Source organism: Stenoxybacter acetivorans DSM 19021, from assembly GCF_000745895.1.
In the GTDB taxonomy this organism is placed as follows: domain Bacteria; phylum Pseudomonadota; class Gammaproteobacteria; order Burkholderiales; family Neisseriaceae; genus Stenoxybacter; species Stenoxybacter acetivorans.
Genome location: NZ_JQKE01000018.1, coordinates 1 through 14075, shown reverse-complemented (window position 1 = coordinate 14075; position 14075 = coordinate 1). Strand labels below are relative to the sequence as shown.

Below are 14075 nucleotides of genomic sequence, written 5' to 3'. Positions count from 1 at the left end.
ACCTAAGTATGATAGATGGAAACCATTAAAAAATAACATTGAGGTGATCTAAAAATGGAAAGTCAGGTATTGAATATTAGGGGCATGACCTGTGCGGCCTGTGCTCAAAGGATAGAACGGGCGATGCGAAAGCTATCCGGCATCGGGAAAGCCAGTGTCAATCTCGCCAGCGAGAAGTTATTTGTGGAATTCGACGGGGCGGTGCTTGGGCTTCCTGCAATCAAAGAGGCCGTACACAAAATCGGTTATGAGGTAATCGAAAAAACCGACAGCACGAACATCACCATCCCGATTGGCGGTATGACTTGCGTGGCTTGCGCTCAAAGGGTTGAGAAAGCCATTAAGAAATTAGATGGTGTGACGAGCGTATCAGTCAATTTCGCCACCGAGAAAGCGACCATCGCCTACGAACCGCAGAAGGTTCGTGCGTCGGTTATCAAGGAAGCCGTTGAGAAAGCCGGTTACAAGGCGTTGGAGATTTCCAAAGCCGATGCAGGTGATGAGGACAGGGCGCGGAAACAGCGTGAAATAAAAATCTTATGGACGAAGTTCATTGTGGCCGCCGTATTCTCTATCCCGCTGCTCTACATCGCAATGGTGCCGATGTTAACAAAATACGGGATTGTACTGCCGTATCCGAAAAGCCTTGACCCTATGAACTATTCCCTGATTTACGCTTTGCTTCAAATCATATTGGTTCTTCCGGTCATTGGCGTGGGGTATAGGTTTTATACAGTGGGATTCAAAGCACTTTGGAATCGCAGCCCGAATATGGATTCCCTGATTGCCATCGGTACAACTGCCGCCGTGCTTTACAGTGTTTACAATACATTCCAAATAGCCACGGGCAATTTCAGAGCGGTGGAAAGTCTGTACTTTGAAACGGCGGGCGTTATTATCACTCTGATTTTGCTGGGCAAAACGCTGGAGGCCGTATCCAAAGGCAAAACGAGCGAGGCTATTAAGAAACTCATGGGACTTGCGCCGAAGACCGCGCTGATTCTTCAAGACGGTGTGGAAAAGGAAATTCCCATTGACGAGGTGGAAATCGGCGACATTATCATCGTCAAGCCCGGCGCGAAAATCCCAGTAGACGGCACGGTGACGGACGGTCACACTTCCATTGACGAATCAATGCTGACCGGCGAGAGTATGCCGGTGGATAAAAAAGCAGGGGACGCGGTATACACTGCTTCGCTGAACACGACCGGCACGGTGCAGTTTCGTGCCGAAAAAATCGGCAGCGATACGGCGCTGGCGCAGATTATCAAACTGGTTGAGGACGCGCAGGGCAGCAAAGCCCCCATCGCGCAGATGGCCGACATCGTTTCGGGTTATTTCGTGCCTATCGTGTGCGTCATTGCGTTGCTGTCCGGAATCGCGTGGTTTTTCGGCAGCGGCGGCAATCTGGAGTTCGCACTAACTATCTTCATCGCAGTCCTCGTAATTGCATGTCCTTGTGCGCTGGGATTGGCGACGCCAACCGCCATTATGGTGGGAACAGGAAAAGGCGCAGAGAACGGAATCCTTATCAAGGGCGGCGAAGCACTTGAAACCGCACATAAAATCAACACCATCGTATTTGACAAGACCGGCACGATTACCGAGGGGAAACCCACGGTTACGGACGTACTGACAACCGAAGGCGTACTGCCCGATCATCTCCTGCAAATTACGGCATCAGCGGAAAAAGGCTCGGAACACCCGCTGGGTCAAGCGATTGTGGCGGGCGCACAGGATAAAGGTTTGGGGTTATTGAAGGTTGATGATTTCAATTCCATTACGGGGCGTGGTATTGAGGCGCAAATAGGCGGTCAGAGCGTTTTAGCCGGAAACCGCAAACTGATGGACGAGCGGAATATCTCCTTGACGGAATTGGAAACAGATTCCGACACATTGGCAAGCGAGGGCAAAACGCCTATGTACATCGCCATTGACGGACGGCTTGCGGGTATTGTGGCCGTGGCCGATGTGGTGAAGCCATCCAGTAAATCAGCCATAGAAAGCCTGCACAAGATGGGCATCGAAGTCGTTATGATTACGGGCGACAATCGCAGAACGGCGGACGCCATCGCAAAGCAAGTGGGTATTGACCGTGTACTTGCCGAGGTGCTCCCACAGGACAAATCCAACGAAATCAAAAAGCTCCAAGCCGAGGGGCGCAAGGTGGCGATGGTAGGCGACGGCATCAACGACGCGCCCGCGCTGGCACAGGCCGACATTGGAATTGCCATCGGTTCCGGCACAGACGTGGCAATGGAAAGTGCCGACATCGTGTTGATGAGAAGCCAACTGACCGACGTGCCGACAGCCATCAATCTGAGCAAGCGCACCATCCGTAACATCAAGCAGAATCTGTTTTGGGCGTTTGGTTACAACGTGGTGGGCATTCCCATTGCGGCGGGTGTCCTGTACCTGTTCGGCGGACCGCTTCTCAACCCAATCTTTGCGGCGGCGGCCATGAGTTTAAGTTCGGTTTCCGTATTAACAAACGCTTTGCGTTTGAAAAGATTTAAGGCGACAAGCCAAGAAAGGATAGGTACATAACTATGAAGAAACGCACCAAATTTATTGCAGCTGTTGCCGCCAGTCTGGCGTTAATGTTTACGCTTACCGCTTGCTCAGGACCCAGCTCGCTGGACGTAGTTGGCCGGCAATCTGTTACTTCCTTTGACGAAGTGCTGAAAACCATACCCGATCAGGTGAAGACCGATGAACTGAATGTCGGTTGGTCACTCTCTGCGCCGGACGATTCGGTACGCTTTATTTGGAGCGAAGATTACAGCAAAGCTCCTCTCCACGATGTTATGCTGGAACTTGACGCGCAGCCGTTCATTGATGCGGGGCTTGTCCCCGACAAATTGCCGGATAATTACGCCTTTTATAAGGACGATACGATGGGTAGCATGGGGAGTGAAATGTTGATGGTGGGTACGAAACTGGGCAGCGACAAATTAACCTACAGCGGTTCGCCTACCGCGCTTGCGGCCTATGAGCAAATTGTCACCAAATACCGCGATTCCATCAATTACCATGCCTCGCTCGACCACTACGGCGTGAAATTGGGCGACGGTAACATGTTTGAGTGGGCAAAGGATATGAAAATCAACGGATATGACAATACCGACCAAGACAAGGACATCGTGTTCGTGCTAAATCCCGAACCGCTCATCGCGGCGGGCGTTGACCCTGAAAAAGTTGAGGGATGGGCATACGCGCAAGTCCCAATCGAGGAAAACGGCAAAACAGAACAGGTTTGGAAACTGCTCAAACCGTTCAACTTGAAATAATGGAGGATAAAAAAAATGGAATATGTAACGCTTAACAACGGGGTCAAAATGCCGGTTCTTGGATATGGCGTGTTTCAAGTCCCTGATTTGTCTGAGTGCGAGCGGTGCGTCCTTGACGCAATTGACGTTGGCTATCGCTCGATTGACACGGCGCAGAGCTACATGAACGAAGCGGCGGTCGGAAACGCAATAGCCAAATGCGGCGTAGCAAGGGGTGAACTCTTCATCACGACAAAGATGTGGATTTCCAACTATGGCTATGAGAAGGCTAAAAAAGCAATCGACAATTCGCTCTCCAAATTACAAACGGATTATGTTGACCTTTTCCTGCTTCATCAACCGTTCAGCGATGTTTACGGAGCATATCGCGCTTTGGAGGAAGCCTATAAAGCAGGGAAAATCCGCGCAATCGGCGTGAGCAATTTCTATCCTGACAGGCTCGCCGACATAGCTTCGTTTAGCGAAATAAAGCCGCAGGTCAATCAGATTGAGACGCACGTCTTTCAGCAGCAGAAGTTTGCGCGGGAAGTCCTGTTGAGGTATGGCGTACAGGCTGAAGCGTGGGCGCCGTTTGCCGAAGGGAAAAATGACTTCTTTACCAATTCCGTGCTTGGTGAAATCGGCGCGAAGTATGGAAAAACCGTTGGGCAAGCGGCGCTGCGTTTTCTAATCCAGAGCGGCGTTGTTGTCATTCCGAAGTCAGTACGTAAAGAGCGCATGGCAGAGAACTTCGATGTGTTCGATTTTACGCTGTCTGAGGGTGATATGCGGGAAATCGAAAAACTTGACAAGGGTGATAGCCTGTTCTTCCGTCACGACACGCCGGAAGCAGTAGAGATGTTTGTGGGCTTGATAAAGGAAAGGGGCAGCTGCTCTTAAAGCCGTTAAACAGAGATCAGTTTTTCAAAAAGCTCCCGCGCACAAATGAAATCTATACGTCTTCACGTTACACTGGCCACAGATAACATGCGGAAACCGCAGTCCGACTGCCACTAAACAAAGAACTGGAGGTATCAAAATGGTGAGATCAATTATAAATGTGGATGGAATGTCCTGCGAGCATTGCGTAAAGGCAATCACAAAGGCGGTGGGTGCGCTTCACGGTGTATCGGATGCGGCGGTGGACTTGAACGCCAAGACCGTCATGGTGGAACATGACCCCACGCTCACGGTGGACAAAATCAAATACGAGATTGAGGAACAGGGCTACGAGGTCATTTCGTGACACGATGGGGTATCTGCAATTTCAGTGGCTTCTTATTTGTGCTGTTAAAAAAGTTTATAGAGGGAAAACTTATATTGAGGGTTGAGGGTATGCACTGCGGCCGTTGTGAAATCGCAATTCAAAATGCGTGCGTAAACTGCTTTGCATCAAAAAAGTCAAGCAAACAAATGCAAACGCGAAGTAATTACTGAGTACGATTCCGACGCGGTACAAATTATAACCGCCGTTAACAGTGCAGGATGTAGGATTATTGCCTGACAAGTACACGGCAAAAATCAGGAGGTGTTTTAAGCATGCCAATAAAGCCAAAAAATATCCTCGCGGTGGATGATGAACCAAAGATACTGGAAGTAGTGACTTCTTACATGGAGAGCCGTGGATTTACGGTGTTTTCCGCGCCAAACGGAAAGACAGCGTTGGAGATTTTTGACTGTGAGAACATCGCTCTTGTTCTTTTGGATTTGATGCTCCCCGACATCTCCGGCGAGGAAGTCTGTGCGAAAATCCGCAAGCAGTCGCGGGTTCCCGTTATTATGCTTACCGCTAAAATCGAGGAAGAAAGTCTGCTCAAAGGATTGGGATTGGGCGCAGATGACTATATCCGAAAGCCGTTCAGCCTGAAAGAACTCGGTGCGCGCGTAGATGTAACCCTGCGCCGGGCTTCCGATGACCTTGTTCCGCTTGTAACAAAAAACAGCTTCCGCAGCGGCGACCTTGTTGTGGACTTTGAGAAAAACATCATCAAAAAGCGCGGACTGGAGGTTTTGCTTACACCCTCTGAGCTGAAAATTTTTTCGGCACTGATTAAATATCCTCAAAAGGTTTTCACCCGCGCGGAACTTATCAAGATCGCGCTGGGCGATGAATTTGAAGGTTATGACCGTGCCATTGACAATCATGTTAAAAACCTGCGGCAGAAAATTGAGGACGATTCCAAAAATCCAGATTATGTCCTGACGGTTCATGGCCTTGGGTATAAATTCGAAGGTGGGTAAATTGCGAAGCCTACGGACACAATTATCGCTTGCCATCGTGTTCGTTGTGTTGATTGCGGTGGTGCTCATCAGCTTTTTTTCAAATGTCTTGATTGTTCGGCAGTTTGAGGGCTATATCATCGAGCAGCAGGATGCGAGGGTAAAGACCATCACCGATAATCTCGCGCAATATTATAACGGGCTGACAAACACATGGGATTTGAATGCGATTCACGCGCTGAGTATGTATTCATTGAATGATGGTTACATCATAAAGGTATCCGATTATCGCGGAGAAACCGTATGGAATGCGGAAAACCACGACATGGGTCTGTGTCAGCAGACCATGATGGACATTATGGCGCGAATGGAAGCTCACGGGGCAGCTGGCGAGTTTGTTTCCGTAAACTATGACCTTACGCAGAATGAGCAAAAAATCGGCACGGCGTCTGTCAAGCATTACGGCCCTTTTTTCCTGAGCGAAAACGAATTTTCGTTCATCGGAGCCCTGAATGTGATTTTGGCTGTCATCGGTGTTTTATCACTTGTGTTCTCATTTGTGGTTGGCTGGTTACTGGCAAGGCGGCTTGTACGCCCCATCCGTAAGACCGCAGATATAGCAGCCGCTATCGCAGATGGTCGTTATGACGTGCAGTTTGAAAGCAAGACAAATACGCGAGAACTTAATCATCTCGTGTTCTCAATTAATCATCTCTCTTGCGCGTTGGCAAGACAAGAGAGTCTGCGCAAACAACTCACCGCTGATGTCGCCCACGAACTGCGTACACCCCTTGCCACACTTGGTACGCATATTGAAGCGATGGTTGAAGGTATATGGAAACCAACGCCGGAACGCTTGCAAAGCTGCCATGAGGAAATTCTGCGGCTCGGTAAAATGGTGGCGGATTTGGAGCGGTTAGAACACGCGGAGAGTGAAAATTTAAAACTCGAAAAATCGTTTGTGGATTTGCTGGCACTGTCGAAAACCGTGTGTGACAACTTTGCGGGACAATTAGCAAATAAGAATCAACGGCTTGAAATAGACGGAGTGAATGTGATTGTTTCCATCGATAAGGATAGAGTTAGCGGGGTCATTATGAATTTGATGTCCAATGCTGTGAAATATGCGCCGGAGGGCAGTAAAATCAGCATTTTCATACAGGACACTCCGGAATTTGCGCAGCTTTCTATAGAGGATGCCGGACCAGGCATTCCTGAAGCAGAATTGCCATATATCTTCGAACGGTTCTACCGTGCGGACAAGTCGCGCAATCGTGATACAGGCGGCACTGGTATAGGACTTGCCATAGTGAAATCTGTTGTGTCGGCGCACGGTGGAACGATAACAGCGGGAAACCATGTGGGCGGAGGCGCGCGGTTCACAGTGACGCTGCCAAAGGCTGCAAGGTGAACTAGGGTTTCACATTCTCATTCATCTGCCGTTGGCAATCAACCGGCGATGGGAGCAAGAAAGAATCAGCTGGGATATTTGATAAAAACTGCAAAGTTGGATGCACATCTGACACAAAACCAACTGGCAGAAAAATTGGAGATTACGTCAAGATACTTGATGTCTATCGAAAACGACCAGAAAAAGCTCGGTTATAACTTGCTCCTCAGAGTTGTTCGAGAACACCAGATATCGGGTGATGGTACTTTTTATCCAGAGGGCGAGTATGGTGAAGCACCCGCTGTGGATGGAGCGAAAACGCCGTCAGATTCGCGCTAAGCGTTAAGTTATCGCTGGAGCAGTTTACGGAAATCGGAGATGTATCTGATTTTACTGTGAGAACCCGCATGCAAACATTCCCCTTTCAAACCGAAATCGCCATACGCATGCAAGCCAATACCGATGAAACCATTCACCCCGATGCGGTGTTTTACCAAACTTCAAATGGCTATTGGCTGGCTTGGTACGATGGCATCGCGGCGGTATTGCCGCCGAACACGCCACCCGATGTGCCTTGTGACCGAGTAGAAGGTGCGCACGATTTGGCAGAAGTGGTGTCGCTGATTGAAAGCGGCGAGTATGCGGAAATAGAAGAATTCGACGGCGATGATGCGGCATGGGCGGCGGTTAAATAGATATTGGCAGTTTTAAGTAATCGGCAGTTTTAAATAATTGCTTTTTTCAGGCTGCCTGAGGCTACTTGAGAAGCACAACCGTTATTCAGCTGTCTGTAAACGGTATTTACATGTATGTTTGCGTTACAATACCTCTTTATCAATTTATTTTCCATTCAGCCGCATGTCGCACAAACCCAAATCAGAATACGAAAACAACAAACTTGCCAAACGGCTGCGCCACCACGCAGGCGCGGCAATTAATGATTACCGCATGATAGAGGCGGGCGATAAGATTATGGTGTGTTTATCCGGCGGCAAAGACAGTTTTGCGTTGTTGGATATTCTCATGGGTTTGCAAAAATCTGCACCAGTATCGTTTGAACTGTTGGCGGTAAACCTTGATCAAAAACAACCGGGTTTTCCCGCGCACGTGCTGCCCGAATATTTAAGCAGGGTGGGTGTGCCGTTTCAAATCATCGAAGAAGACACCTACAGTGTGGTCAAACGGGTGATTGAAGCAGGTAAAACCACTTGCGGCTTATGCAGCCGTTTGCGCCGTGGGGTGTTGTACCGCGTTGCCAAAGAAAACGGTTGCACCAAAATCGCGCTTGGGCATCACCGCGATGATATTTTGGAAACTTTGTTTCTCAATTTGTTTTACGGCGGTAAACTCAAAGCCATGCCGCCGAAGTTGTTATCGGATAATGGTGAACACATTGTCATTCGCCCGCTGGCTTATGCTCGGGAAGCAGATTTGTCACGCTACGCTGAAATAAAACAATTTCCGATTATTCCGTGTAATTTATGCGGTTCGCAGCCGAATTTGCAACGGCAAGTTATTAAAAATATGCTGCAAGAGTGGGACAAACAATTTCCGGGGCGTGTTGAAACCATGTTCACCGCTTTGCAAAACGTGATACCGTCTCATTTGGCAGACACAGATTTATTCGATTTTGCTGATTTGCAGCGCGGGCAAACTTTGCCGCACGGCGGTGATACGGCGTTTGATAAAGAAGATTTTTTTTCAGGCAGCCTGAATCGCAGTAAGGTGTTCAATATTTTGGATAATCGAAATTTACCCTGCCCACAATAAAGGAACTGCTTCATGAGTAAGCCCTCTGTTATTGTTGTTTCTGCTGAAGATTTACCGTTGGTGTGCCGCGGCGAAGGTGCGGAAAATTGGAACGGGCATCCGCGTGTATTTTTGGTGCTGAACGCCGATCACCGCACGGCATCTTGTCCATATTGCGGCGCGGTTTATCGAGCGGAAGGCGAAATATCGGCACATCATTAAGTATGTTATCGAATTTTTCGCTGATTATTTTTTATTCAACCAAATGGTTGTTTACTCATAAAAACCGCATTATTTTCGGTTTGATTAAAACCCATTTTTTCGTCGTGTATTCAATGAAACCATTAACCATAGCCTTATCCAAAGGGCGTATTTTTGATGAAACCTTGCCTTTGCTGGCAGCGGCGGGCATTCATCCGACAGAAAATCCGGAGAAATCCAGAAAGCTGATTATTGCTACGAATCACGCGCATATTCGCTTGGTGATTGTGCGCGCCTCCGATGTGCCGACTTATGTGCAATACGGCACGGCGGATTTTGGTATTGCCGGTAAAGATGTGCTGATTGAACACGGCGGCGATGGGTTGTATCAGCCGCTGGACTTAAAAATTGCCCAATGCCGCATGATGGTGGCGGTGAGAAAAGGCTTTGATTATGCCGCTGCGGTGCAGCCCGGCTGCCGTTTGCGTGTGGCAAGCAAATACCCGAATATTGCCGCCGAACATTTTGCCGATAAAGGTGTACACGTGGATTTGATTAAGCTGTACGGTTCTATGGAATTGGCACCTTTAGTGGGTTTGTCCGATGCCATTGTTGATTTGGTGTCCACCGGAAACACTTTAAAAGCCAATGATTTGGAAGCGGTGGAACACATTGCCGACATTTCCAGCCGCCTTATTGTGAATAAGGCTGCCTTAAAACTGAAATACGATGTCATTCAGCCGATTATCGATACGTTTGCTGCTGCCACACAACAGGCTGCCTGAATGTTAAACAAAGGAAAAACCATGCCCATTGAACCGTCTGTGAAGCTGGCGGTGCTGATTGATGCCGACAATGCTTCTGCTGATATTATTGAACCTTTACTGGAAGAAATTGCCAAATACGGCGTTGCCAGCGTCAAACGCATTTACGGCGACTGGAGCAGCGGTTTGAAAAAATGGAAAGACGCATTGCTGCCGCACGCAATTACACCGATACAGCAATTTGCTTACACCAAAGGCAAAAATGCCACCGACATGGCAATGGTGATTGATGCGATGGATTTGCTCTACAGCGATACTTTTGATGGTTTTTGTATCGTGTCCAGCGACAGTGATTTTACTCGCTTGGCATCACGTATCCGCGAAAAAGGGCTGACGGTATATGGGTTTGGTCAGAAAAAAACACCGGAATCATTCCGCAAAGCCTGTGATAAATTCATCTACACTGAAAACCTGATGCAAGGCAGCCGCCATGCCATAACGGAAATGCCGGAAAACAGTGATGCTTATTCCGAAACACAAAAAAGACAGCCGGAAACCGAACGCACCAAAAATAATGGTAAAAAATTGCCGCGTGTGTTGTTGGATTTAATCGGCAATGCAGTTAAAGAACATGCCGATGACGACGGCTGGGCATCTTTGGGTGCAGTGGGGCAATACATCAATAAAGTTCAATCTGATTTTGATTCGCGCAACTACGGACACAGTAAATTGTCCAGCCTTATCAATGCCGTTGATTTATTTGAAACCAAACTTTACGGCAATCATTTGTGGCTGCGCGAGAAATCAAACAACAGCAAAAAAGCCGTTTTGCCTGCTGAAACTGCCAATAATAAAGGGCAGCAAAAGCAAAAGATTCAAAATACAGCCGTCCAAAATACCGCCAATAACACGCAAACCGCAGAAAACAATAAAAACGGCAAGCAAACAAAACCAAAGCAGGAACACCGAACGGCAGCCAAACCCACGGCGGTTAAAACCGACAATGCCGCCGCACAAATAGCCTCATCGGGAACCCGCCGCTTCAGCATATTGATTCCGTTGATACAAGATGCCGTTCAAGCCAACGCCAAAGAAGACGGTTGGGCGGCAATCAGTGAAGTATCCAAATACATCGAAACCAAAAACACATCATTTGATATTCGTGAACTGGGTTTTGATGACATCAAACAAGCCATCAAAGCCATATACAGCGAATGGATTGAAACCAAGAAAGCAGGGCGCGGTGTTCGTGTTCGCGTGAATAAAATTTATAACAATGACAAAATCTCGGTCGTTGAAGGTGCTAATCAATCATGATGATAAAAAAGTTAAACAGTCAAAGTGCTGATTTTGAAAACCAATTAAAAGCATTGCAGGCTTTTGAAATCGCGCAAGACCCGCAGATTGATGCCACGGTTGCCGCCATTTGCGATGATGTGCGGCAGCGCGGTGATGCCGCTGTTATCGAATATACCAACCGCTTTGACGGCATGAATGCACACAGCATGGCGGATTTAACCTTAAGCCAGCAAGATTTAAAAGAAGCCTTTTTCAGGCTGCCTGAAAATGTGCGCCATGCCTTGGAAACCGCTGCCAAACGCATTGAAGCCTACCACAAGCATCAAAAACAAGAATCTTGGTCATACCGCGATGAAAACGGCACTTTGCTCGGGCAGCAGATCACCGCTTTGGATCGTGTTGGGATTTATGTACCCGGCGGCAAAGCGGCGTATCCCAGTTCAGTGATGATGAACGCCATGCCTGCGCATGTGGCGGGCGTTGCCGAAATCATCATGGTGGTGCCGACGCCGCGCGGTGAACGCAGCGATATTGTGCTGGCGGCGGCTTATGTGGCGGGCGTTACGCAAATTTACACCATCGGCGGTGCGCAGGCGGTTGCGGCTTTGGCATATGGCACACAAACCATTACCCAAGTCGATAAAATCACAGGTCCCGGCAATGCTTATGTTGCTGCTGCCAAACGCCGTGTATTTGGTGTGGTGGGCATTGATATGGTGGCAGGTCCCAGTGAAATTTTGGTGATTGCCGACGGCACAACACCGCCGTACTGGGTGGCTATGGATTTATTCAGCCAAGCCGAACACGATGAAATTGCACAATCCATTTTAATCACCTCTTCGCCTGAGTATGCCGAACACGTTCAGGCAGCCATGCAAGCATTAATTGAAGAGATGCCGCGCCGAAATATTATCGAAGCCTCGCTGAAGCATCGCGGTGCGGTGATTATTGTGCGCGATTTAGATGAAGCCTGTGCTGTTGCCAATTATCTGGCATCGGAGCATTTGGAATTGTCGGTGGAAAACCCGTCGCATTGGGCAAGCAAAATCCGCCACGCGGGCGCGATTTTTATGGGACGCTATACCAGTGAAAGTTTGGGCGATTATTGCGCCGGACCCAATCACGTATTGCCCACCAGCCGCACCGCACGTTTTGCTTCGCCTTTGGGGGTATATGATTTTCAAAAACGCAGCAGTTTGATTGAAGTTTCTGCTGAAGGTGCGCGGCAATTGGGTGAAATTGCTTCTGTATTGGCACACGGTGAGGGCTTGACTGCTCATGCCAGAGCAGCAGAAATGCGTATGGAATAATCGTTTTATTTTAAGCACCAATCTGAATACAAAAGGCGAATTGATGTGTACTCGCTTTTTGTGTGGCTTCGGTGTTTTAGAATAATGCAGTGAAGCAAGCAAAAAATACCGTCATTCTCGTTTGCGCGAGAATAACGATATTGAATATTGAAAATGTTATCGTGTGCGGTTACTGCTTCGGCGGCAATACTTCTGTCGGATACCGATTTTTCGGATCAGCTTGATAGGGGTACATATTCGCTCCGCCTGTTAAAATAAACAGCTGGATTTATTTAAGTGTTGGTGATGCCGTCTGCGCCGCGTGAATACGCCAACACGCGCAGATCATCGGCAATTAAACCGTTGGCTGGTTTCGCATCTAAGGTGTTGTGGTGGCAGTGCGAAGTGTCCACCGCGCCAATAATGCGCACCAAAAACACCAAAGCCCTGTCTTTTAACAGCATCTACCGTAAATCAACAAATCACCTCGGCAGCCAAATCCCCACCTGTCCATACTACCTATTAAAACCAACGGCAAGCGCCAACTAAATGCCAAATTATGGTCATGCCATCTTTAGCAAGGCTCAATCAACGTTGCCGGCAAACGCCAAGCCAACGCCAAAAATCACCTCGGTAGGGATTTATAGCCATACTACCAATTTTTTCAAAATGACTAGCTGGAAAAACCACGGTTAATAGTCTGAAAGCTGCTGAATTAAATCATGTTTTCTTTTTTGAAAAAAAATAATAGTATAGCTATATCTTAATCGGTTTCAAGTTCTCCCCTTGGGTTTCAGGCAGCCTGAAACCCAAGGTTTGCTATTGGTGAGGTCAGGCACAAAGCAATCATGGTAATCACAGCCAAACCGTTTTAATAAAGCCCATACGCTCTCTTTGAGTGCATGGGCTTTATTAAAACAGAGCTATTTTGCATGATTGTTACAAAAATACAACAGTGCAAGAAAAAATACTGTTTGCTATTGCAATAAACTATCAATGATATTATAGTTCAATACGTTACAGTTATACTGTTCTTCACTGTTCTTCACTGTTCTTCACTGTTCTTCACTGTTCTTCACTGTTCTTCACTGTTAGCGTAATTGCGAAAAATAAGTACCGGGTTTTTTATTGGGGTGGGTTTTAAAGTCTGAGGTTTACCGCACGATAAATAGATGGCTTGGCGAAATAGAATACACGATATAGATTATAGGCTATGAATTGAAATAGCTCAATTTTTTAATAATAGCAGAACATGGCTTCTATAAGAAGATGATATAAATCTGCCATGCCAAATTTTAAATAATTTTGAATTTTAGCTGTGTCAATAAAATTAAATATTAATGGATTGATATATTTCAATTTATTTTTAAAAAGAAAACTAATTTTTAAATAACCATGACTATTATTTTTCATAGTCTTTGAAATATTTATACCATGAATATTTTATGAAAACAGCAATCATAACTTTTGTCATCATCATGGTGATTTTACAGCTTGTGTTTATTTACCGCGTGGCTACGCGTAATGCAGTAGAACCGGATTCGGATAGAGCGTTATCAGGGTCAGATATTTATATTATTGAACCAAAGTTTAATCTAAAATGGATTTTTGGTTCATTGACAGCGATTATTGCTTTGGCATTTATAAAGCCGCAATTGGCATATTTTTTATTTTGTTGCTGGCTGGTTTGGAATGCCATGCACATAGAATTAGTACATCGCTATAAAAAAGGTAAAAATGTTCAAAGTTTGGGATTGTCAGTAGCAAAAATGTTTTTGCGTAATATTTTTATCGCTCTTATGCTGCATTATATTGTTTTTGATATTTTAATTCATATTTCTGCGATAAGAATAGTTATTTTTTATATCTATACTACGCTGGAAATGATTTTTAA

15 protein-coding genes are annotated in these 14075 nt (G+C 46.8%); 14 read left to right on the top strand and 1 reads right to left on the bottom strand.

The features are described from left to right. Window positions 1-54 precede the first annotated feature (54 nt). From Q384_RS03100 to hisD, 13 genes are all read left to right on the top strand, one after another. On the top strand, window positions 55-2547 hold the full coding sequence (locus tag Q384_RS03100; protein ID WP_037585905.1) for a heavy metal translocating P-type ATPase: 2493 nt from the start codon (window positions 55-57) through the stop codon (window positions 2545-2547). 2 nt (window positions 2548-2549) lie between these two features. Further along, the gene (locus Q384_RS03095) at window positions 2550-3290 is read left to right on the top strand and encodes a hypothetical protein (RefSeq protein ID WP_037585904.1); all 741 of its coding nucleotides are present in this window, start codon (window positions 2550-2552) and stop codon (window positions 3288-3290) included. Window positions 3291-3305: 15 nt separating this feature from the next. Further along, window positions 3306-4169, top strand: a complete 864-nt coding sequence (locus Q384_RS03090) for an aldo/keto reductase (RefSeq protein ID WP_037585903.1) — start codon at window positions 3306-3308, stop codon at window positions 4167-4169. A 139-nt stretch (window positions 4170-4308) separates the two neighbouring features. Then, window positions 4309-4515 (top strand): copper ion binding protein, encoded by a 207-nt coding sequence (locus tag Q384_RS03085; protein WP_037585902.1) that lies wholly within the window; start codon window positions 4309-4311, stop codon window positions 4513-4515. A gap of 293 nt (window positions 4516-4808) precedes the next feature. Continuing rightward, window positions 4809-5510, top strand: a complete 702-nt coding sequence (locus Q384_RS03080) for a response regulator transcription factor (RefSeq protein WP_037585901.1) — start codon at window positions 4809-4811, stop codon at window positions 5508-5510. 1 nt (window position 5511) lies between these two features. Then, the gene (locus tag Q384_RS03075; protein ID WP_037585935.1) at window positions 5512-6900 is read left to right on the top strand and encodes a sensor histidine kinase; all 1389 of its coding nucleotides are present in this window, start codon (window positions 5512-5514) and stop codon (window positions 6898-6900) included. Window positions 6901-6948: 48 nt separating this feature from the next. Next, window positions 6949-7218, top strand: a complete 270-nt coding sequence (locus Q384_RS03070) for a helix-turn-helix domain-containing protein (RefSeq protein WP_051940356.1) — start codon at window positions 6949-6951, stop codon at window positions 7216-7218. 68 nt (window positions 7219-7286) lie between these two features. Further along, window positions 7287-7574 carry a hypothetical protein gene (locus Q384_RS03065; protein ID WP_051940354.1) on the top strand — a complete coding sequence of 96 codons (288 nt, stop codon included), beginning with the start codon at window positions 7287-7289 and terminating at the stop codon, window positions 7572-7574. Window positions 7575-7737: 163 nt separating this feature from the next. Then, complete coding sequence (ttcA, locus tag Q384_RS03060) at window positions 7738-8649, top strand: tRNA 2-thiocytidine(32) synthetase TtcA (RefSeq protein ID WP_037585900.1); 912 nt, start codon at window positions 7738-7740, stop codon at window positions 8647-8649. A 12-nt stretch (window positions 8650-8661) separates the two neighbouring features. Next, a complete protein-coding gene (locus Q384_RS03055; protein ID WP_037585899.1) occupies window positions 8662-8850 on the top strand; it encodes a zinc-finger domain-containing protein in 189 nt (62 codons plus the stop codon). Between the two features lie 113 nt (window positions 8851-8963). Beyond that, complete coding sequence (hisG, locus tag Q384_RS03050) at window positions 8964-9614, top strand: ATP phosphoribosyltransferase (RefSeq protein ID WP_037585932.1); 651 nt, start codon at window positions 8964-8966, stop codon at window positions 9612-9614. Between the two features lie 21 nt (window positions 9615-9635). Beyond that, window positions 9636-10910, top strand: coding sequence for an NYN domain-containing protein (locus Q384_RS03045; protein WP_037585931.1), 1275 nt, complete (start codon window positions 9636-9638; stop codon window positions 10908-10910). Between the two features lie 2 nt (window positions 10911-10912). Continuing rightward, on the top strand, window positions 10913-12202 hold the full coding sequence (gene hisD / locus Q384_RS03040; RefSeq protein WP_037585930.1) for a histidinol dehydrogenase: 1290 nt from the start codon (window positions 10913-10915) through the stop codon (window positions 12200-12202). Between the two features lie 272 nt (window positions 12203-12474). Here the strand turns inward: hisD and Q384_RS13140 are convergent, their stop codons facing one another. Continuing rightward, complete coding sequence (locus tag Q384_RS13140) at window positions 12475-12645, bottom strand: hypothetical protein (RefSeq protein ID WP_156956414.1); 171 nt, start codon at window positions 12643-12645, stop codon at window positions 12475-12477. Between the two features lie 981 nt (window positions 12646-13626). Here Q384_RS13140 and Q384_RS03035 point away from each other — a divergent pair. Further along, window positions 13627-14075, top strand: a 449-nt coding sequence (locus tag Q384_RS03035; protein ID WP_037585898.1) for a hypothetical protein, incomplete at its 3' end; no start/stop codon positions are given.

What these genes read in the sequence shown, in the direction of transcription:
- Q384_RS03055 (WP_037585899.1), top strand. Translation starts at nt 8,662, where the DNA reads ATGAGTAAGCCCTCTGTTATTGTTGTTTCTGCTGAAGATTTACCGTTG.
- Q384_RS13140 (WP_156956414.1), bottom strand. Translation starts at nt 12,645, where the DNA reads ATGCTGTTAAAAGACAGGGCTTTGGTGTTTTTGGTGCGCATTATTGGC.
- Q384_RS03100 (WP_037585905.1), top strand. Translation starts at nt 55, where the DNA reads ATGGAAAGTCAGGTATTGAATATTAGGGGCATGACCTGTGCGGCCTGT.
- ttcA (WP_037585900.1), top strand. Translation starts at nt 7,738, where the DNA reads ATGTCGCACAAACCCAAATCAGAATACGAAAACAACAAACTTGCCAAA.
- Q384_RS03045 (WP_037585931.1), top strand. Translation starts at nt 9,636, where the DNA reads ATGCCCATTGAACCGTCTGTGAAGCTGGCGGTGCTGATTGATGCCGAC.
- Q384_RS03080 (WP_037585901.1), top strand. Translation starts at nt 4,809, where the DNA reads ATGCCAATAAAGCCAAAAAATATCCTCGCGGTGGATGATGAACCAAAG.
- Q384_RS03095 (WP_037585904.1), top strand. Translation starts at nt 2,550, where the DNA reads ATGAAGAAACGCACCAAATTTATTGCAGCTGTTGCCGCCAGTCTGGCG.
- Q384_RS03070 (WP_051940356.1), top strand. Translation starts at nt 6,949, where the DNA reads ATGGGAGCAAGAAAGAATCAGCTGGGATATTTGATAAAAACTGCAAAG.
- Q384_RS03065 (WP_051940354.1), top strand. Translation starts at nt 7,287, where the DNA reads ATGCAAACATTCCCCTTTCAAACCGAAATCGCCATACGCATGCAAGCC.
- Q384_RS03090 (WP_037585903.1), top strand. Translation starts at nt 3,306, where the DNA reads ATGGAATATGTAACGCTTAACAACGGGGTCAAAATGCCGGTTCTTGGA.
- Q384_RS03085 (WP_037585902.1), top strand. Translation starts at nt 4,309, where the DNA reads ATGGTGAGATCAATTATAAATGTGGATGGAATGTCCTGCGAGCATTGC.
- hisG (WP_037585932.1), top strand. Translation starts at nt 8,964, where the DNA reads ATGAAACCATTAACCATAGCCTTATCCAAAGGGCGTATTTTTGATGAA.